The following is a 19,504-nucleotide window of genomic DNA, read 5'->3' on the forward strand; positions in this document are numbered from 1 at the left end:
ATGCAGCGTTTCATCCTGGTCGGCCTGCTGCTGATCGCGCTGCTCGGCGGCGTGAACTGGTGGCGCCACCGCGCCATCGTCCACGCACCCGGCATGCTGGCGACGGACGTGCCGACGCAGATCGATCTGGGCGATGGCACCACGCTGCAGCGCGACGATGTCACCCTGGTCACTCGCGCGCGCTTCGAGCTCACCGCGCGCGTGCTGTCGCGCGAGGACTATCGTTTCGACGCCGGCGCGGCGCTGGCGCCGATCGATCTCGCACTGGGTTGGGGGCGCATGTCCGACAGCCAGGTGCTGTCGCAGATCGAGATCGGCCAGGGCAACCGCTTCTATCACTGGCACGTCGATCACTTCCCGATACCGCGACGCGAGATCGAACAGTCCAGCGCCAACATGCACATGATTCCCGCCGACGACACCGCCCGGCGCGAACTGGAGCGCGTGCGTGCCGGCGAGGTGATCCATCTGCAGGGTTTTCTGGTGGACGCCAGCCGCGCCAACGGCTGGCGCTGGCGCACGTCGATGTCGCGCGACGATACCGGCGATGGGGCGTGCGAGCTGGTTTATGTGGAGAGTGTGGAAGCGGCTGTGCCGTGAGTACGGCCGCGCACTCACAATCTGGCGACACCACTGTGGGAGCGCACTTGTGCGCGACAGCAACGTGATGTCGATACCGCTCCGTCAGGTTGTCGCGCGCAAGCGCGCTCCCACAAAAAGCGCCTGCTGATCCCGAGTGCCGGCCAACCTCGCCTCAGTACCGCAACAACGCCTTCAACGGCGCACTCTCATCCTGCCACCGCTCGCGCCCCTGCAACGCAGCGAGTTCGATCACCACGCTCGCCCCCACCAGCTGCCCACCGAGCTTCAGCACCAGTGCGCGCGCCGCGGCCACGGTGCCGCCCGTGGCGAGCACGTCATCGACCAGCAGCACGCGTTCGCCGGGACGCAGAGCATCGTTGCGCGCTTCCAGGCGATCCACCCCGTATTCGAGCTGGTAATCCACCGATACCACCGGCGGCGGCAGCTTGTTGGGTTTGCGCAGCGGCACGAAACCGGCGTGCAGCTTCTGCGCCAGCGCTGCGCCGAAAATAAACCCACGCGATTCGATCCCGCACACCGCCTGCACGCCGCTGCCCTGCCAGGGTTCGGCCAGCGCATCGATGCAACGGGCAAAGCCGCCGGCATCGGCCAGCAGCGGCGTGATGTCGCGGAACATCACGCCCGGCTTGGGAAAGTCCGGTACGGCGCGAATCAGCGACTGGATCTGTTGCAGCGTGGCATCCATGGTCTGTAACTCCTGCGAGGCCGGGTGGCCACTACGCAGGATACCGCGACACGGGAAACCGGCCGGTGCGCCGGTCAGCTGAACGCAGGCAGCGGCGCGTCCGGATCTTCATCGGCCTCGCTGATGGCCAGGCGGGCTTCCTGCAGGTCCCGCTCGACCTCGCGGACCACGGCTTCGGCAGCCGGCAGGCTGGTTTCCGGGACCAGCACGGCCACGTAATCCAGTGCGGGCAACTGCCCCACGGCCCCGGTCAGGTACTCGCCGGAGACGAATGCCGGGATGTCGGCACGCTCCAGCGCATCCTTCACCAGATGGGCGTCGATCAGGGTTTCAGCTCGATAGGCAATGCGCATGGGACCCACGCTACCCCTGTGGCGGTATTCGGGCAAGTTCCCGTTACAGGCGTGTTGCGGGGGTGAAGCGGGCGATTCCCTGATGATCGGCGCCGGTTCCCCGCCCCCGCCAGCGGCTGAAAAACAGCCAAACACCCCCATCTACCGGACAGGGTAAACTTCACCGTTTCCGCCACCGCGACCGAGCCTCGATTCCCGATGTCTACCGAAAACGCCGCCGTTGAACCCACTGCCTCCGCCGCTGCTGCCCCGCAGGCCGAGGGTCAACGCGACTTCATCCGCCAGATCATCCGCGAGGACCTGGCCACCGGTAAGCATCACGCCATCCGCACGCGCTTCCCGCCCGAGCCCAACGGCTACCTGCACATCGGCCACGCCAAGGCGATCTGCCTGAATTTCGGCATCGCCAAGGAATTCACCGGCTGGTGCAACCTGCGCCTGGACGACACCAACCCCGGCAAGGAAGACCCGGAGTTCGTCGAAGGCATCAAGGACGACGTGCGCTGGCTGGGCTACGAGTGGCACGACCTGCGCCACGCCTCCGATTACTTCGAGGTGTTCTACGACTCGGCCATCAAGCTGATCAAGGATGGCGTGGCCTATGTGGACGACCTCAGCCCGGAAGACATGCGCGCCTATCGCGGCACGCTCACCGAGCCGGGCCGCAACTCGCCGTTCCGCGAGCGCAGCGTGGAAGAAAACCTCGACCTGTTCCAGCGCATGCGCGCCGGCGAATTCGCCGACGGTGCCAAAACGCTGCGCGCGAAGATCGACATGACGTCGGGCAACATGAACATGCGCGACCCGGCGATCTATCGCATCCGCAAGGTGGCGCACCAGAACACCGGCGATGCGTGGCCGATCTACCCGATGTACGACTACGCGCATTGCCTGTCCGATGCGCTGGAAGGCATCACCCATTCGCTGTGCACGCTGGAGTTCGAAGACCATCGCCCGCTGTACGACTGGTTCGTCGACAAGGTGGACCTGGTCAACCATCCGGAGCTGTGGCAGCACCTGCGCGAAGGCGGTTTCCGTACCGAGCCGGCCAAGCCGCGACAGATCGAGTTCTCGCGCCTCAACCTCACCTACTCCATCACCAGCAAGCGCAAGCTCGCCCAGTTGGTGACCGAGAACCTGGTGGACGGCTGGGACGATCCGCGCATGAACACGCTGCGCGGCCTGCGTCGTCGCGGCTTCACGCCGGGCGGCCTGCGCCTGCTGATCGAACGCCTGGGCGTGAGCAAGCAGAACAGCATCATCGACTACTCGATCCTCGAGAACTGCATCCGTGAGGATCTCGACGCCACCGCCGCCCGCCGCATGGCCGTGCTCGATCCGCTCAAATTGGTGATCACCAATCTGCCGGAAGGCCACGAAGAACAGCTCACCTTCTCCAACCATCCGAAGGACGAGAGCTTCGGTACGCGCCAGGTACCGTTCTCGCGCGAGCTGTGGATCGAGCGCGAAGACTTTGCCGAAGTGCCGCCCAAGGGTTTCCATCGCCTCAAGCCCGAGGGCGAAGTGCGCCTGCGTGGCGTGGGCATCGTCAAATGCGACGAGCTGGTGAAGGATGCCGGCGGCAACCTCATCGAGCTGCGTTGCTCGCTCGACTTGGAATCGCGCCAGGGCATGCCGGGCGCCGACCGCAAGGTGAAGGGCACCATTCACTGGGTGAGCGCCAGACACGGCGTCGCCACCGAAGTGCGCGTCTACGACCGCTTGTTCAACGTGGCGGATCCGGACGATGAAACCGATGGCAAGACCTGGATCGAACACATCAACCCGGAAGCCAAGCGCGTGGTGACAGCGTGGCTGGAACCCGCCGCGGCGAAGGTCGATCCGGAACAGCGTTTCCAGTTCGAACGTCTCGGTTACTTCGTCGCCGACCGCGTGGATCACACATCGGACAAACCTGTTTTCAACCGTACCGTCACGCTGCGTGACGCATGGGCGAAACAAGCCGGTTGATCGAGCCGCGTCGATGCTCCCCCATGCTGCGGGGAGGCATGAAATAGGCTCAATCGTCACAAGGAACGTTGCATGCTGCGTCAACAGATTCACCTGACTCTTCCGCCGTGGATCGACGAAGTGGTCGACACACAGAAGCGCTACCTCACCGACGAGGAACGTGTGGCCCTGGCCATCGAACTCTCTCGCCTCAACATCGAGCGCAGCCATGGCGGCCCGTTCGGTGCGGCGGTGTTCGACGGGCAAGGGCGCGTGGTGTCGGTCGGCGTCAATCGCGTGGTGCCGCAGACCTGTTCCGTGGCGCATGCGGAAATGATGGCGTACATGAGCGCGCAGCAACGCCTCGCCGCGTTCCGGCTCAACGCCGATGGCGGCCGCTATACCCTCGCGACCAGCGCCCAGCCGTGTTGCCAGTGCTACGGCGCCACCGTGTGGGCAGGCGTGGACGAGCTGCTGATCGGCGCCCGTTCCGAAGACGTGGAAGAACTCACCGAGTTCGACGAAGGTCCGCTGCCGGCCGACTGGATCGGCGAGTTGGAGAAGCGCGGCATCGCCGTGCGCCGCGACATCCTTCGCGACCAGGCGCGCAGCGTGCTGGCGAGCTACGGCCAGAGCGGACAGCACTATTGAGCCGCCTGCGCGCCGCGCTTCCGCTGTTGCTGCTGGTGATCGCCGGCATCGCCTTGTTCAGTTCCGGGCTGATGGATCGGCTGCATCCGGAACAACTGGTGCAGCACCAGGACCAGCTGCGCAGCGAGATCGACATCGCGCCCTGGCTTAGCCGCATCACCTACATCGGGCTGCTCACGCTGGCCATGTCCACCGGCATCCCGGGCACGGTGATCATCATCATGGCCGGCGGCTTTGCCTTCGGCGCGGTGGAAGGCACCCTCTATTCGTCGATCGGGCTCACCCTGGGCACGCTGATCCTGTTCCTGGCCAGCCGCTATGCGTTCGGCGCGGGCAGCAAGCATCCGCCGAAGCTGGTGGACAAACTGCACCACGGCTTCGAGCGCCACCCGGTCGCCTACACCATGTTCCTGCGCTTCGTGCCGGTGGCGCCGTTCGGCCTGGTCACAGTGGCGCTGGCCTGGCTGCGCTGTCCGCTGTGGCTGTTCATGGGCGCCAGCTGGCTCGGTGGCACCGTCTCCCTGATCTTCGAGACGTCGATAGGCGCCGGCCTGGGCGAAGCGTTGGCACAGAGCCACGGCCATTTCGGCCCGGAACTGCTGATGCAGCGCGGCGTCTGGATGCCGCTGACCGCCATCGCCGTGCTGGCCCTGCTCCCGCTGTTGGTCGAACGCTTCACCAGCCGGCGCCACAAGGCTACCCCGGCGGCCAAGCCGAGCCATCCGCCGGGTTAAGTCTTACAACCGCCCTAGGCCATTTGCTACACCGGTCGGCATGCTGCCTGCCCTGGAGAATCGCGCTAGGCTGACTTCGCCTGACGCATACGGCGTGCAAGGGGATCAAATGGGCGCAGGGGTCAACTCCCGGACGGTGCAATGGTGGCGTCGTACGTCGCTGATGCAGCGGCTTGCGCTGGTGACGCTGATTCCCACGCTGGTGACGGCCACCCTGCTGGTGGCCATGCTGGCGCCGCAGCAATTGATGACGCTGCGCGGGATGGCGCAGAACACCGCCGAAGCCATCGCGACGCAGGCCGCCTCGGTCACCGCGGCGCCCTTGCGCGACATGCAGCGCCGCGAGCTGGTGCGCATCGCCGAGTCGATCAGCGACCTGCCGCACGTGGCCCGCGTGCAGATCCGCGCGGCCGACGGCGAAATCCTGGCCGACAGCCTGGGCCGCAGCGGCGCCGACAACAACGAAAGCCTCACCGTGGTGCGCGACGTCATCGACAGCGAGCGGCCGGGGCAACCCGTGCTGGGCTCGGTGATGGTGGACGTGAGCCTGCGCGATGCGATCGCCATGCAGCAGGCCAGTCTTCGCCATGCGCTGGTGGCCCTGGTAATCAGCCTGTTCGTGGCCGCGATCATCGCGTGGCAGGCCGCGCGCTGGATCAGCGCCCCGCTGCGCCGGCTGGTCGACGCCGTGCATCAACTGGGACGCGGCGATCGCCACGTGGAAGTGGAGGTCACCGACCAGACCGAAATCGGCGAACTGCAACGCGGCTTCAATAGCGCGGCGATGGCGCTGTTCGACGTGCAACGCGGCATGGAACGCGAAATCGAACATGCCACGGTGGAGCTGGCCCGCAAGAACGCCGCGCTCGAAGCGGCCAGCGTCGCCAAGGCACGCTTCCTCGCCGCCGCTTCGCACGACCTGCGCCAGCCGTTGTATGCGCTCACGCTGTTCTCTTCCGCGCTGGCCGAGGACGAACGCGATCCGGTGCGGCTGGACCGGATCGCGCACATCCAGGAATGCGTGGAAGCGCTGGACCATCTGTTCAGCGAACTGCTCGACCTGTCGCGCCTGGAAACCGGAGCGATGCAGATCGAAATCGCCGAGTTCCCGCTCGATCACGTATTCCAGGAAGTGAGCCGCAACTTCCGCATGATCGCCGAGCAGCACGGCCTGCGCCTGATCATGCGCGCCACCAACCTGTGGGTGCGCAGCGACCGCACCATGCTGTCGCGCATCCTCAACAACCTCGTCAGCAATGCGCTGCGCTACACCAGCCGCGGCGGCGTGCTGGTGGTGGCCCGCCATCGCGCGGACGGCACGGTGCGCGTGGATGTGTGGGATACCGGCAGCGGCATCGCGCAGGAACACCAGGTGCGCGTGTTCGACGAGTTCTACCGCGTCGAAACGCATGCCAACGAACACGACGTCGGCCGTCGTCGCGGCCTGGGCCTGGGCCTGGCCACCGTGCAACGCCTGGCCGAGCTGCTCGATACCCAGGTGGAACTGAAGTCCAAACCCGGTCGTGGCAGCGTCTTCAGCTTCCATCTGCCGGAAGTACCCGCGCAGCATATTCCCGTGGCCAGCGGCGAGGACGTCTCGCCGGATGTCTCGGGCATGCGCGTGCTGGTAATCGACGACGAACCGGCGATTCTCTCGGGCATCCGCTATCTGCTGAAGAGTTGGGGCTGCGAAGTGGCAGTGGCCGAAGATCGCATCCAGGCCCTGCAGGCGGCCGAGGAATGGAACGTGCCGCCGGACATCGTGATTTCCGATCTGCGCCTGCGCGATGGCGAAAGCGGCCTCGACGTGCTGGCCGCGCTGGATGCGCATTACCAGATCGACGGCAACCCGCCGTTCTCCCGCCTGCTGATCACCGGCGAAACCCGCAGCGACCGCCTACGCGAAATCATGGCCGCACGCATTCCCGTGCTGTACAAGCCGGTATCGCCGGAACAATTGCGCGAAGCGCTGATGGTGGCCTGGAGCGCCTCGCGCGTCACCACCGTCTAGGGCATTCAGTCTTTCGGTGCGACGCGACGCGCCAGCACCCGGTCGGCCGGCAGGAAGCGGTTGAACAGGTCGTCGACGAAGTCGCCGCTCGGCGCGTCGTTGCGCGAACCGCCGGTGACATACACACCCTGCCAGTGCAGGCGCCGCTCGGCATGCGCCTCGTTCGCGTGGAGACGTTCGAGGAAGCTGCGCAGTCCGCGCTCCAGCCCGTACAACGATTGCAGGAAGGCGAACGCCTCGCGCCGGCGGCGCGGATCGCGTTCGATCGCCAGCACCGCCTGCGCGGTGGCCAGCAGCCGCTCGCTCACTGCATCGGCCTGGGCTTCCACGCGCGCATCGAGCGCGCCATCTTCGATCACGACCGGACGGCGCCAGCCCAACACGCGGCGAAACACCGATGCAGGCAACGTGGAACGGAACGCGGCGTGTCCCGGCAATGCTTCGAGACCGGTGACCACCACGTACACCGGCAACTGCAGCTGCAGCCGACGGGTGGCTTCTTCGGCCAGGCGATGCAGGCGATCCGCATGCATCGCCACCGCGTTGTCCGGCTCGCGCAGGCTCTGGGCGGCAATGCAGATCACCATGCCGTCCAGCGGAAGTTTGCGGCGTTCGGTCGCCAGCAGGGCCAGCGCCTTGGACCACGGCGCCTCGACGTCGCCGATGCTGGCATGCGGATGGGCAAGTCGCGGGCCGGGCTCGATGGCCACCAGTGAGCGGAACACCCACCAGTGCCATGGGCGCGTATCGTTCGCACGCGTCAGCTCGCGCGCATGCGGCGCGGATGCGGCGGCCTGCAACAAGGAACGCACGTCCGCGGCGCTGTCGCCCATGAACAGCAGCCACGGGTGACGGGACAGTTGTCGCCATTGGCCGCGACGCCGGAACGGATGCAGGATCGCGCCGCGCAGGCGGCGCGCGGCATCCTTCACCGCGGCCGAGAAGCTGCCGATGCCGTAGCCGGCGTCCGTGCTGTCGGCCACGCGCGTATGCGCGCGCATCATCACCAGCGATTGCCATGCCAGCACGCCGGTCCAGCCGATCACGCCCAGCACCGCCACGATGATGCCGCTGGCAAACCAGGCCTGCTCGGATAGGGCATGACTGAATACCGGCGCCACGAAGGCCACGAACACCAGCAGCACCAGCACCGCCGCCACCAGTTGGGCGAGGCGGCGGCCCATCCAGGTCACCGGCAGGCGCAGCACGGGCAGGCCCGGCACCATGTACGGCTGGGGTGTCACCGATTCGCGCTGCAAGGCCTGCAGCACCGCCGGCGCTGCCGTGCTGGCCGGGCAGTACAAGGCCTTGATGCGCCCCAGCTCCCCGGTATCGCCCTGCTCGTAGTAATACTGACCGGCGAAGCCCAGCAGCAAGGCCATGCTGAACACTTCGCGCACTTCGTCGTCGCTGCTGCCAAGCCGGCCCAACTGGTCGAAGAACTCGGTGTCCGCGTCGCTGGTGCGGAACAGGGTCTGCTGCAAGGGGCTCATCGGGCCGCGCCAACCGCCGTGGCGGCTGACCACTTCGTCAAACCACGCGGTGACGGCAAACGCCGCCAGCTCCACCTCGGCCAGCGCCCTGCCCCGCGAAAACGCAGCGCCCCGGCTTTGTTCCACCAGCGCCAACGCGCGAGCGTGCACGGACGGCAGCTCGTCGTCGGAAAGATTCTGGCTGGCGGCCTGCTCGTCAATCAGCAGGCCATATGCGAACAAAGGCGCAAAACACTCCAGCAGCCGCATGGCACCTATCGCCGTCAGAACCTGTTGCATGTCGCTCTATCGCCCCCGCCGGAACAGCATGCCGCGCTGGCCGGGGATGAGCGCCGAAGTCTACGACGATAGTCGCCGCCGTGCCGATCCGGGCGTGCCTGAGGCGGCGCCCAGTCCGAAGCACTGGAAATGAGCCTGTCGCCAGGCAAGAGGGCCATCCATGGCGAACCGGCGGACGCGGGTAGGACTACCCGCATGCCGGGGGTTCCAACGGGATCAGGGGAGGCTGGCTGCAGCACGTGGCGGGCTCGGTGGGGCCGGTGACGCTACGCGTGACTTTCATCAAGTTGCCGTTCTCTCGGTGTCCGGTGTGGATCGCGCCAAGCTTCTGCACGATCCGACTCGCTCCGTTTCACCCAGTCACGGCATCGATGAGCGATTCCCCTATCGCGGTGGAATCTTCGCGGTTGGCGTCCACGACAGCCATATCCCGTTGAGGCTATGCCGTTCGTACGCACGTCGAGGTTGCCGCGCGAACGGGGTGGGGCTATGTTGCATAAGCGGACGTGCGGTGATGGGATTACCGTACAGCGCCATGGGGAATGAGATGCGCATATTGATCGCGGACGACCATCGGCTGATCGTCGAAGGTGTCAAGCTCAAGCTGGCCGAGCTTGGGCCAAATACGGAATTTGTGATGGCCATGGACATGGCCGAACTGCGCGAGGCCATCCATGCGCCGGAGGCGCCGTCGCTGTCGCTCGCGCTGATCGACCTGGCCATGCCCGGCGTGCAAGGCAGCGAGCACCTGGCGGAAGTCATCGAACACCTGCCCCATGTTCCCGTGATGGTCCTGTCGGGCTCGGAAGATGGCGCGCTGATGAAAAGCCTGCTGGCCATGGGCGTGCAGGGTTTCATTCCGAAGGCGTATTCCCCCGACGTGATGCTTTCCGCCGTGCGCCTGGTGCTGGCGGGCGGCGTCTACGTGCCGCCGTTGCTGCTGCAGGAACGCGTGGATGGCGCGGTGCCCACGCCGCCGCCGGCGTCCGCGGCGCAGATGACACCGGGCGCCGATTCGCTGGAAGAGCGGTTGCGCAAACTGCTCACCGAACGCCAGATCGATGTGCTGCGGCTGCTCTCCCAAGGCAAGCCGAACAAGCTGATCGCCCGCGATCTGGGCATCAGCGAGGGCACGGTGAAGATCCATCTCGCCGCGATCTTCCGCGCCCTGAACGTTCGCAACCGCGTCGAGGCCGTGGTGGCCTCGCGCCGCATCAGCGGCCTCTGATCGCCGCGCGCTTCATCTCACGGCAGCCACGCCCGCCTATGTCGCTCGCTCCGGACGCATCTGCCGAGACCCTCGCCGGACCCCGACCGATGCCCTGCCGCCTGCTGCGCCATGCCCTGCTGCTGCTCGTCCTGCTGCTCACCCTGGCGGGCACCTCGGCCGCCTGGGCGGACCCGCCGCAGGACAGCGGACACATCAATGCGTTGACCTTCGGCATCCTGCCCATTGGCGGTCCTTCCGAGTCGCTGGCCGCCTGGCGTCCCATGCTGGACGACCTGAGCCGCACGCTGCACCTACCCATTCACAGTCTCTCGGTCAGTACCTATGAAGGGCTGGGCCAGGCGATGGCCGAAGAGCGCGTGGACTTCGCCTTCGTCTCCGGCCGGCTCGCGCTCGACGCGGTCGTGCACGATCGCATGCAGGTGATCGCGCAGCTTACCCGCAGCAACGGTTCACGCGGGTATTACTCGGTGCTGCTGGTGGCCAAGGATTCGCCCATCCGCAATCTGGAAGACCTGTTTCGCCAGCCCGGCAAGCTGCGCTATGCGCGCGGCGAGGTGCTCTCGGTGTCCGGTTACCTGGTGCCCGAGACGCAGGTGTTTGCCAACCGCCGGCTGGACTCGGACACGTTCTTCGCCAATGTCATGGTGGACAACCATCAGAACAACGCATTGGCGGTGGCCAACAACGAAGCCGACGTCGCCTCCAACAACACCGCCGACATGGAGCGCTTCGCCGAACGGTTTCCCGACCAGTACGCACGCCTGCGCGTGCTATGGACGTCCAGCCTGATTCCCCACGCCGTGGTGGTGATCCGCACCGATCTGCCGGCCGAGCTGCGCCAGCGCGTGGCCGCGGCGCTCACCTCCTATGCCAAGGGCAAGAACACGCAGGCCGAAGTGGGCAAGCTGCATCTCATCCACGACATCAGCGGTTTCGCGCCTGCCGGCAACGAAACCCTGGTGCCGTTCGCCGATATCGAATTCAACCTCGACCGCCGCCGCGCCTATAGCGCGCAATGGGTGAGCGATGCGGCCATGCAGGCCCGCCTGAAGAAGATCGATGCCGAGCACGAAGCGCTGGTGCGCCAGCTGATGGCGCCCAGCACTCCTTGATCCAAGGCGTTAGTGCCCCGGCATGTCCTTGATGTTGAAGGTCTGGCCGTTGGGCATGACCATGTCGCCCGGCTTCTGGCCGGCGGCGCACTGGCCGACCCACTTGCCGGTGCTGGTCATCGCCATGTCGGCGTGACCCATGATCGCCGGGTCGTACTTGATGTGGCCCTGGGTGGAATACGCCGTATCGCCTTCATACGTCGTTTCGCTGTGGCTGCTCATGTTGACCGCGCCGCTGGGCGCGTTGATCTTGCACACGGCGTCGGTGACGACCTTGTTGCCCTGCACGTCGATCTTGAACGTGCTGCACATCTGGCCGCTCATGTGCGTGCCCATCTTGTACATCGCGGTATCGGTGTCGGCATCGAGGCAGATCTTGGTCGTCTGCGCCTGGCCACCCATGCCGGAGGTCTGCATTTCCCACAGCCCCGGCTTGCGCTTGGGCATATTGGCGGGAATATCCTGCGCCAGGGCCGCACCGGCCACACTCAACAGGGAAACAGCGAGCAACCAGCGACAACGTGAGGACATGGGGTTCTCCATTTCGCCCGGGGTGGGCGTCGGGTGGCAAGGTAACCCCAAAATCGCCCCGCGTCATGCTGAACCGTTGCGCAGCGCACCACGTCACAAATTCGGCCCATAGACCGTTTGCACTATGGCGCCTCGCGCTAGATCGAACTGTGTATCGAAGGGGCCGTTTGGATTCTTTAGAGTGCCAACCAGGGCGATTACGCGTGGTGATGCGCCCGAGAACCCTTTTGCTTCCTGTTTGCCGGGATCCTGCGTAATGCCGTCAACCTGCCACTGCGTTCGTCCAAGGCCTCGATGGCGGCATGCTTGCCCGCCGTCGACGTGCCGCTGCGAGCGGGAGGCCTGACGCATGGAGCCGCGCGCGCACCTGCTGCCCCGCCTGTTCATCGATGTGGTTTTGCCCAGCACGATCGCGGCCCTCGCCCTGATCCTGGCGCTTTGCCTGCAGCAGACCCATAGCCTGGCCGAACGCGCCGACGCGACCGCCAGCCTGCGCCTGGCGCGGCTGGCCGGCGAACTCGGCAGCACGGAAGGCGTCTCGCCGCAAGCGGCCCTCGATCGCACCCTGCAGGAAGGCAAGGCGGACCAGGTGCTGCGGGTGGAACTGCACGGCTCCGACGGTCGCCTCTGGAGCAGTGGCGCGGCCCCGACCGATACCGGTGCCACCTACCGCAACGAAGTGCGCCCGCAAGGCACGATGTCGTCGTGGGTGAGCATGGAAGTGGACACCCATTCCCTGCGCAAGGCGCAGGCGATGGTCTGGCTGCTGGGCGCCTTGTGTGCCACCGGCATCCTGGTGCTGGCCTGGCTGGCGCGCGTGTCGATCCGTCATCGCGTGCTCGAACCGCTCTCTCAGGTTCGCTATGCCGTGCATGAGCTGGTCAACGCCCGCCATCCGCAGATCGACGAGACGCCGGTCAGCAGCGAATTCCTCGAACTGCGCAAGACATTGCAGCGCCTCTCCGAACTGCACGAAGCGCAACGCCGCGACTGGAGCACGATGCAGCACGACAACGCGGTCGAGGCACTCGACCGCCTGCGTCAGAGCCAGGCGGCCACGCGCAGCAAATCGCAGTTCATCGCGTTGGTCAGCCATCACTTCCGCCAGCCGCTGCAGGCGCTGGAACTGTTCGCCGCCGGCCTCGACCAGAATGCGAGCGAAGAGCAGCAGTCGCTGTTCCGGCAGATGCGTCACAGCATTGCGTCGATGACGCGCCTGCTCGACGCGTTGCTGGAAATCTCGCGCCTCGATGCCGGCGTGATCGCCGTGAAACCCATCGGTTTCACCGCCGCCGAACTGTTCATGCGCGATCGCACGTCGCTCAACCACGAGGCCGTACAACAGCAAGTGACGCTGGCCTGGCGTGGCAGCCATCATCAGTTGCACGGCGACGCCGACGTCGCCGCCAGCCTGCTCTATCAGCTGGCCAGCAACGCCATCGCCAATGCGCCGGAAGGACGCGTGCTGATCGCGGCGCGTCGTCGCGGCCAGGCCATCCGCATCGAAGTGCGCGACAACGGCCCCGGTATCGCCGTGATCCACCAGCAGCGCATCTTCGAGGAATTCGTGCAGTTGCAGGCCAGCGAAAGCGAACGCCGCGGCGGCTACGGCTTGGGCCTGGCCATCGCCGAACGCCTCGCCCGCCTGCTCGGCACGCGCATCGGCCTGCGTTCGGAACCGGGCCGCGGCAGCACGTTCTGGTTCGATCTGCCGCGCATGCCGCAGATGGAACGCCACTCCAGCTCCAGCGCACAGAAGCCGGCCGCTCCGGCTTGGCGCCAGGCGAGCTGACCTCCGAGCTCCTCGTATCGCAGGCAAAAAAAGACCCGCGTCGCCGCGGGTCTCCGATACTTTTGGTGGGTCGTCCGAGATTCGAACTCGGGACCAATAGATTAAAAGTCTACTGCTCTACCGACTGAGCTAACGACCCACGCGTCAAAAGCCAGCCCAATATTTTATGGGCTGAGCGCCCCAGGCACAAGCAAGCCCGTTCAGGCGTAACGGGTCGGATCCGGCAGGCCGGCAATGCTGAAGCCCTGGGCGCGCAGGTGGCAGGCGTCGCAATGGCCGCAGGCGCGACCCTCGGCGTCGGCCTGGTAGCAACTCACGGTCTCGGCGAAATCCACGCCCAGGCGCTGGCCTTCGCGGGCGATGTCGGCCTTGCTCATGCGCATCAGCGGCGCGTGGATGCGGATGCCCGCGCCTTCCACGCCGGCCTTGGTCGCCACGTTCGCCAACTGCTCGAACGCCTCGATGAAGGCCGGGCGGCAATCCGGATAGCCCGAATAATCCACCGCATTCACGCCGCACCAGATATCGGTGGAACCGAGCACTTCGGCCCAGCCCAGCGCGATCGACAACATGATGGTGTTGCGCGCTGGCACGTAGGTGACCGGAATGCCCTGCTCGCCGGTCTGGTCGAGCGGCACGTCGATGTCGGCGGTCAGTGCGGAGCCGCCGATCGTGCGCAGATCCACCTGGACCGTCTTGTGCTCGACCGCGCCCAGAAGGTGCGACACGCGCTCGGAAGCCGCCAGTTCCGCGCTGTGGCGCTGGCCGTAGGCCACGCTCAGCGCGTGCACCTGATAGCCCTGCTCGCGCGCGATGGCAATGGTGACCGCCGAATCCATGCCGCCGGACACGAGCACGACGGCCTTGCGGGGAGTTGTTTGAGACATGGGATGAGATCCACTGCAGGTTCAGGCCGGTGATCCGGCCGAGAGAGCGCCAGCGGCAACACAGGCCGAAGCGCGAAACGCATGAAGCGGGCGGCGAGCAGCGCAGCGCAACGAAGGCGCCTCGCATGCCTCGGCACTCACCCCATCAATGTCCTGGCTCGTCGTTCCACAGCAGCTTGTGCAGCTGCAACTGGAAACGCACGTCCAGCTTGTCCTCGATGATCCATTCGGCCAGCTCGCGCGGCTTGATGGCGCCGTGCACCGGCGAGAACAGCACCATGCAGCGCGCGGTGAGGCGATGTTCGGCCACCGTATCGCGCGCCCATTCGTAATCGGCGCGACTGGCGATGACGATCTTGACCTGATCGTGCGGCAGCAGATGCTCGATGTTCGACCACAGGTTGCGCTTGGCTTCGCCCGAGTCGGGCGCCTTGAGGTCCATCACCTTGCGCACGCGCGGATCGACCGTCGACACGTCCAGCGCGCCGGAGGTTTCCAGCGATACGTCGTGGCCCGCGTCGCACAGGCGCGTCAGCAGGATCAGGCAACGCTTCTGCGCCAGCGGTTCGCCGCCGGTGACGCAGACATGTTTGGCGCCATGCGAGGCGACTTCGGCCACGATGTCATCGATCTCGCGCCAGTCGCCGCCGTAGAAGGAATACTCGGTGTCGCACCACACGCAGCGCAGCGGGCAACCGGTCAATCGCACGAACACCGTGCGCCAGCCGATGGCATCGGCCTCGCCTTGAATCGAGTGGAAGATCTCGGTGATGCGCAGGCGCTCAGCGGCCGCCTGGGTCGAGGTGGTGGAAGCCACGCTCGTGCTACTGCCAGTCACAACCACGTCCTCAGTTGGCCGGCTGGGCCTGCAGGCGGCGCAGGCGCTCCTGCGCCAGACCGGCCGCCTTGGAGCCGGGGTACTTCGCGCTGACGTTCTTCAGCGTGCTCTTGCCGGCGTCGACCTGCTTGAGCTCGATCTGGCTGTAGCCGACCTTGAGCATGGCGTCGGGCACTTTCTCGCTCTGCGGAAACTGGGTCAGCAGATGCTGGAACGCTTCCATCGCCACCTGGTAATTGCTGGTGGCGTAGTACGACTCGCCCAGCCAGTAGAACGCGTTCGGCAGCAGCGGGCTGTCCGGGTACTGCTGGATGAAATTGCGGAAGTCGCGCGAGGACTTCACGTAGTCGCCGGCACGCAGCGACTTGAAGGCATCGTCATAGGCGGCCTGCGCGGTGGCATTGGTCGCCGCGGCGCCCTTGCCTGCCGCAGCCGCGGCTGCTGCCGGCTTGGCTGCTGCGGCCGGTTGCGGCGCAACAGGCGGCACCGGCGGCGCGACGTTGGCGGCCGGAGGCGGCACGTTGGGATTGGCATTCCCCGCATTTGCACCCGCTGCACCGGCACCGCTTTCGAGGTGGCCCAGGCGCGAATCGAAATCCGAGGCTTGCGCTTTGTTCTTGTCGTTGGCTTCCTGCAGCTGGTGCTGCAGTTCCTCGATCTGGCCCTGCATCTGCTGCAATTGGGACTGCAGCGCCTGCACCTGGTTGACCAGGGCGGTTCCCTGATTCTGGCCCTGCGCCTGCTGTTCGAGCCGCGATACGCGGTCGGCGAGGCTGAGCCGTGAATCCTGGGCCTGTGCCGGGATGACAAAAAGCATGGCGGACGCGATTGCGCCCGCCATGCCCATCCTGGCCGTGAAGCTGTTAGCCAGTGTCTTCTTCATTACTTCGCCGTGTAGACGATCTCGACGCGACGGTTCTTGCTCCAGCAATCTTCGTTGTGCTCACGGCACACCGGCTTTTCCTTGCCGTACGAGATCACGTTGAGCTGGCTGGCCGAGCCACCGTTCGACTGCAGCGCGCTGGACACGGCATTGCCGCGACGCTCGCCCAGGCCGAGGTTGTACTCGCGCGTGCCGCGCTCGTCGGTGTTGCCTTCGAGACGGATCTGCGCCATCGGGCGATCCTGCAGGTACTTGGCGTGGCAAGCCATGATCTGCTGGAACTCAGGCTTGATTTCGTCCTTGTCGAAATCGAAGTACACAACGCGCTGACGGAGGCAGGCGTCGGTATCGAGATCGGCCGGGGTGTACTTGCCAGCGGTCGACGGAGCCGGGGTGGTCATCGGCGCTTCCGGCTGCGGCTGCGGCTTGACTTCCTGCTTCTTCGAGCATGCGGCCGCGCCAACGCAGAGCAGGGCGACCAGGGCGACGCGAACGGTCTTATTCATGGTGGACGTTCCTTCAAACAGGTTTGAGTTCCGACAGTCAATAATGATTGCGGTTACGGGACAGTTTTCGCCGGTGAACCGGCTGTTATTTTGACATTTTTGCTGCCGGCCGTGCGCTGTCTCGCACTGCCTCGCCCACCGACCGCGACGCAAGGCCGCGGCTGGCAAGCTGCTTGACCCCGGCGTGTCGTCCAAGGACTTCACGCCGTGATCACATGGTCGTGACGCTTACGCGTTACGGCATGAACTGTTTATCGCTGACGATAAGGACCCCAAGCCGGTTCGCGAACGTCGCCATCGGCAAGCACCAGTCGCTGACGAACCAGGCCGTCGGCGGACACGGCGTAAAGCACGCCGCGTCGACCTTCCGAAGCGGCGTACAGCAGCATGCTCGCATTGGGCGCGAAACTCGGGGTTTCGTCGATTGGACCCGGCGAGATGAAGCGCACCTGCCCACCCAGACTGCGATCCATAATGGCAATACGATACACGTTCCCGTTGCCCTGCACCATCGCGATCTGCTTGCCGTCATAGCTGATCGAGGCGTTGGCGTTGAACTGGCCCTGGAAAGTGATGCGCTCTGCCCCGCCACCGCTGGCCGACATCTGGTAGAGCTGCGGGCGGCCCGAGCGGTCGGAGGTGAAGATGATGCTCTGGCCATCCGGCGTCCAGCGCGGCTCGGTATCGATGGCCAGGTTGTTGGTCAGGCGGGTCTCCGAGCGGGAGCCCACGTCCATCACGTAGATCTCGGGGTTGCCCTGGTACGAGAGCGCCAGCGCCAGCTTGCTGCCATCCGGCGACCAGGACGGTGCACCGTTGATGCCCTTCGCGCGAGCCGACACGAGCTGACGCGAACCGGTCGTAATGTCTTGCACGTAGATGGCCGAATTGCCGCTTTCGAACGACACGTAGGCAATCTTGCGGCCATCCGGCGACCACGCCGGCGACAGCAGCGACTCGCGCGAGCGGGCCACGACCTGCGGGTTATAGCCGTCCGAATCGGCCACGATCAGCGAATAGGTGGTGTTGTTGCCCAGGCCGACCGAGGTGATGTACGCGATGCGCGTCCAGAACGCGCCACGCACGCCGGTGATCTTCTCGTAGATGGCATCGGCAATCTGGTGGGCCACGCCGCGCAGGTCGCCGGCCGGGGCGGTGAATGCCTGGGCCAGCAGGCTCTGCTGGCGGTTCACATCCCACAGTTCGTATTCCACCCGCAGCATGCCGCCGCCGGCATCGCTGATGCGGCCCACGGTGATGTAGTCCTGCTTGAGCAGGCGCCAGGTGGCGAAGTTGATGTCCGCGCCCTTGGACGGCGTCTCCACGATTTCGCTCTTGGCCAGCGAGCGGAATTTGCCGGAGCGGTTGAAGTCGTTGCGGATGACATCGGCGATGTCGGTCGACAACGGCGCACCGCCGGCCTGCGCGAACGGCACGACGGTGATCGGCGTGGCCGATTTCGTCACGCCCTCGACGGTGCCGGTGAGGGTGGAGGTCTGCGCCGACGCCAGCCCTGCGCACAGCAGGGCAAGCAGTCCAAGCAATAGGGCCAGATAGCGGGATGGCTTTTTCATTGCGTTCTCACCTATGGCTTGAAGAACATATCAACGTTGCGGCTGAAGACCTTTTCGAAGCCCTTGAAGGGCAACTGGTTGGCCCTCATCGCGGCGTCTTCGACGGACTTGCGCCCGGCTTCATCGAACGGGCAACTGGCGTCGACCTTCGCGCTGACGACCTGCCCGCCCTGCAGCTGCACAATATGCAGCAGGCACGGCTGATTGGGCATGTTATCCGGCCCGACCCAGTTCTGTTTGAGCGTATTCTGAATCGCCGCGAGGTATTGCGCCCTCAAATCGGCGTCATTGCCGTTGCTGGCGGTCTGCGCCTGGTCGGCATACGGCAAGTTCTCACGCCCGTTGTCCTGGGCGTTCTTGAGGTCCTGCATCTGCTGCTGAGCCTGCTTGGCCCTGCTTTCCGCCTGTTTGCGCGAGTTGTCGGCCGCGTCCATCTTGGCGAACAGCTCGTCCAGCTTCTTCTGCTCTTCCTGCTTGTGCTTGGCCGCCTGGGCGTCCAATTCGGCGGCGCGCTGGCGCTGCTTCTCTTCCTGTTCCTTCTTGGCGTCTTCCGCCTTCTGGGCGGCATCGGCCACGATCTTTTCCTGATCGACGGTGTCCGGATGCTCCGGCGGAGGCGGCAGCTGCTTGATCTTGGGGGTTTCTTCCGACGGCGGCGGCGGTATCGAGGGCGGCGGCGGCACCGTGTCGGGCACCGGTTTGGCCTTGGCCGATTTCGGCGGCGGCGCAGCGGTGATGCCCACCAGCTCGGCCTCGATGATTTCACCCTGCAGCGACACCGGCTTGGCGCAGGTGATCGGATTCCAGCTGGCCGGCAGGTTCAACGTGGCGAACATTTCTTCGTAGAACGAGCACGGAATCACCGCGAAGGCCAGGAAGCCCACGATGCCAAGATGGAGAATGGCGGAAAGGACGACCGCCTTGGACGTGCCCTTAGGGGAGTCGGCCCTCATTTCTTGGCGCCCGACTCCGGTGCGCTCATCAGGCCCACCTTGGCCACGCCAGCCTGCTGCAGATCGGCCAGCACCTGGTAGACGCCGTCGTACTTGCCGTCGCGATCGCCCGCGACCAGCACGCTGACCTGCGGATTGGCCTTCACGAAGGCGCCGACCTTGAGCTTCATGGTCGCCACATCCACCGGCTGATGCTTCTCGGCACCCAGCGTGAGGTACAGCTGGCCGCCCTGGTCGACCGCGATGATCACCGGATCCTTCTTGTCCTGCATCGACTTGGCGTTGGCCTGCGGCAGGTTCACGTCGACGTTGGAATTGAGCATCGGCGTGGTGACCATGAAGATGATCAGCAGCACCAGCATCACGTCGATATAGGGAACGACGTTGATCTCGGATTTGAGCTTGAAGCGCTTGTGGCGCGCGGAGCTACGCATCGTC

19 protein-coding genes and 1 tRNA gene are annotated in these 19,504 nt (G+C 65.6%); 8 read left to right on the forward strand and 12 right to left on the reverse strand.

Translation table 11 applies throughout. The features are described from left to right. The gene (locus tag ACN9MB_RS17955) at nt 1-600 is read left to right on the forward strand and encodes a hypothetical protein (protein ID WP_426269775.1); all 600 of its coding nucleotides are present in this window, start codon (nt 1-3) and stop codon (nt 598-600) included. A 154-nt stretch (nt 601-754) separates the two neighbouring features. Here the strand turns inward: ACN9MB_RS17955 and ACN9MB_RS17960 are convergent, their stop codons facing one another. Next, entirely contained in the window at nt 755-1,288 is a 534-nt protein-coding gene (locus ACN9MB_RS17960) for an adenine phosphoribosyltransferase (protein WP_426269776.1), read from the reverse strand. Nucleotides 1,289-1,362: 74 nt separating this feature from the next. Beyond that, a complete protein-coding gene (locus ACN9MB_RS17965) occupies nt 1,363-1,641 on the reverse strand; it encodes a DUF2007 domain-containing protein (RefSeq protein WP_426269777.1) in 279 nt (92 codons plus the stop codon). 198 nt (nt 1,642-1,839) lie between these two features. Between ACN9MB_RS17965 and ACN9MB_RS17970 the strand changes: the two genes are divergently transcribed. The 4 genes from ACN9MB_RS17970 (at nt 1,840) to ACN9MB_RS17985 (ending at nt 6,987) form a co-directional block, all read left to right on the forward strand. Further along, nucleotides 1,840-3,612 (forward strand): glutamine--tRNA ligase/YqeY domain fusion protein, encoded by a 1,773-nt coding sequence (locus tag ACN9MB_RS17970; RefSeq protein WP_426269778.1) that lies wholly within the window; start codon nt 1,840-1,842, stop codon nt 3,610-3,612. A 72-nt stretch (nt 3,613-3,684) separates the two neighbouring features. Further along, nucleotides 3,685-4,242: a nucleoside deaminase gene (locus tag ACN9MB_RS17975; protein ID WP_204637031.1), complete on the forward strand. Its 558-nt coding sequence runs from the start codon at nt 3,685-3,687 to the stop codon at nt 4,240-4,242. Then, nucleotides 4,239-4,976, forward strand: a complete 738-nt coding sequence (locus ACN9MB_RS17980) for a TVP38/TMEM64 family protein (protein WP_426269779.1) — start codon at nt 4,239-4,241, stop codon at nt 4,974-4,976. The genes ACN9MB_RS17975 and ACN9MB_RS17980 overlap by 4 nt, the downstream gene beginning before the upstream one ends. Nucleotides 4,977-5,085: 109 nt before the next feature. After that, complete coding sequence (locus tag ACN9MB_RS17985; RefSeq protein ID WP_426269780.1) at nt 5,086-6,987, forward strand: ATP-binding protein; 1,902 nt, start codon at nt 5,086-5,088, stop codon at nt 6,985-6,987. 5 nt (nt 6,988-6,992) lie between these two features. On the opposite strand, the gene ACN9MB_RS17990 is transcribed toward ACN9MB_RS17985, so the two are convergent. Next, on the reverse strand, nt 6,993-8,759 hold the full coding sequence (locus tag ACN9MB_RS17990; RefSeq protein WP_426269781.1) for a type VI secretion protein IcmF/TssM N-terminal domain-containing protein: 1,767 nt from the start codon (nt 8,757-8,759) through the stop codon (nt 6,993-6,995). Between the two features lie 547 nt (nt 8,760-9,306). On the opposite strand from ACN9MB_RS17990, the gene ACN9MB_RS17995 reads away from it, so the two are divergent. Then, nucleotides 9,307-9,987 (forward strand): response regulator transcription factor, encoded by a 681-nt coding sequence (locus tag ACN9MB_RS17995; protein WP_239536012.1) that lies wholly within the window; start codon nt 9,307-9,309, stop codon nt 9,985-9,987. 89 nt (nt 9,988-10,076) lie between these two features. Then, a complete protein-coding gene (gene phnD, locus ACN9MB_RS18000; protein WP_426269782.1) occupies nt 10,077-11,102 on the forward strand; it encodes a phosphate/phosphite/phosphonate ABC transporter substrate-binding protein in 1,026 nt (341 codons plus the stop codon). A 9-nt stretch (nt 11,103-11,111) separates the two neighbouring features. On the opposite strand, the gene ACN9MB_RS18005 is transcribed toward phnD, so the two are convergent. Further along, complete coding sequence (locus ACN9MB_RS18005; protein WP_204637034.1) at nt 11,112-11,633, reverse strand: DUF3617 domain-containing protein; 522 nt, start codon at nt 11,631-11,633, stop codon at nt 11,112-11,114. Between the two features lie 349 nt (nt 11,634-11,982). On the opposite strand from ACN9MB_RS18005, the gene ACN9MB_RS18010 reads away from it, so the two are divergent. Further along, nucleotides 11,983-13,425 (forward strand): sensor histidine kinase, encoded by a 1,443-nt coding sequence (locus ACN9MB_RS18010; RefSeq protein WP_426269783.1) that lies wholly within the window; start codon nt 11,983-11,985, stop codon nt 13,423-13,425. A 63-nt stretch (nt 13,426-13,488) separates the two neighbouring features. Here ACN9MB_RS18010 and ACN9MB_RS18015 read toward each other — a convergent pair. The 8 genes from ACN9MB_RS18015 to tolR form a co-directional block, all read right to left on the reverse strand. Then, nucleotides 13,489-13,564, reverse strand: a tRNA-Lys gene (locus tag ACN9MB_RS18015). A gap of 61 nt (nt 13,565-13,625) precedes the next feature. Then, entirely contained in the window at nt 13,626-14,312 is a 687-nt protein-coding gene (gene queC, locus ACN9MB_RS18020; protein ID WP_426269784.1) for a 7-cyano-7-deazaguanine synthase QueC, read from the reverse strand. Nucleotides 14,313-14,457: 145 nt separating this feature from the next. Next, entirely contained in the window at nt 14,458-15,150 is a 693-nt protein-coding gene (gene queE, locus ACN9MB_RS18025; RefSeq protein WP_426269785.1) for a 7-carboxy-7-deazaguanine synthase QueE, read from the reverse strand. Between the two features lie 10 nt (nt 15,151-15,160). Next, complete coding sequence (gene ybgF, locus ACN9MB_RS18030) at nt 15,161-16,033, reverse strand: tol-pal system protein YbgF (RefSeq protein WP_204637037.1); 873 nt, start codon at nt 16,031-16,033, stop codon at nt 15,161-15,163. After that, a complete protein-coding gene (gene pal / locus ACN9MB_RS18035) occupies nt 16,033-16,539 on the reverse strand; it encodes a peptidoglycan-associated lipoprotein Pal (protein WP_204637038.1) in 507 nt (168 codons plus the stop codon). The genes ybgF and pal overlap by 1 nt, the downstream gene beginning before the upstream one ends. A gap of 251 nt (nt 16,540-16,790) precedes the next feature. Further along, nucleotides 16,791-18,113: a Tol-Pal system beta propeller repeat protein TolB gene (gene tolB, locus ACN9MB_RS18040; RefSeq protein ID WP_204637039.1), complete on the reverse strand. Its 1,323-nt coding sequence runs from the start codon at nt 18,111-18,113 to the stop codon at nt 16,791-16,793. 11 nt (nt 18,114-18,124) lie between these two features. After that, a complete protein-coding gene (locus ACN9MB_RS18045) occupies nt 18,125-19,066 on the reverse strand; it encodes a cell envelope integrity protein TolA (RefSeq protein ID WP_426269786.1) in 942 nt (313 codons plus the stop codon). Then, a complete protein-coding gene (gene tolR / locus ACN9MB_RS18050; RefSeq protein ID WP_204637042.1) occupies nt 19,063-19,500 on the reverse strand; it encodes a protein TolR in 438 nt (145 codons plus the stop codon). Before tolR ends, ACN9MB_RS18045 begins: the two co-directional genes overlap by 4 nt. Nucleotides 19,501-19,504: the final 4 nt, after the last annotated feature.

The sequence above is a fragment of the Dyella kyungheensis genome (assembly GCF_049913195.1).
GTDB lineage: Bacteria > Pseudomonadota > Gammaproteobacteria > Xanthomonadales > Rhodanobacteraceae > Dyella > Dyella kyungheensis.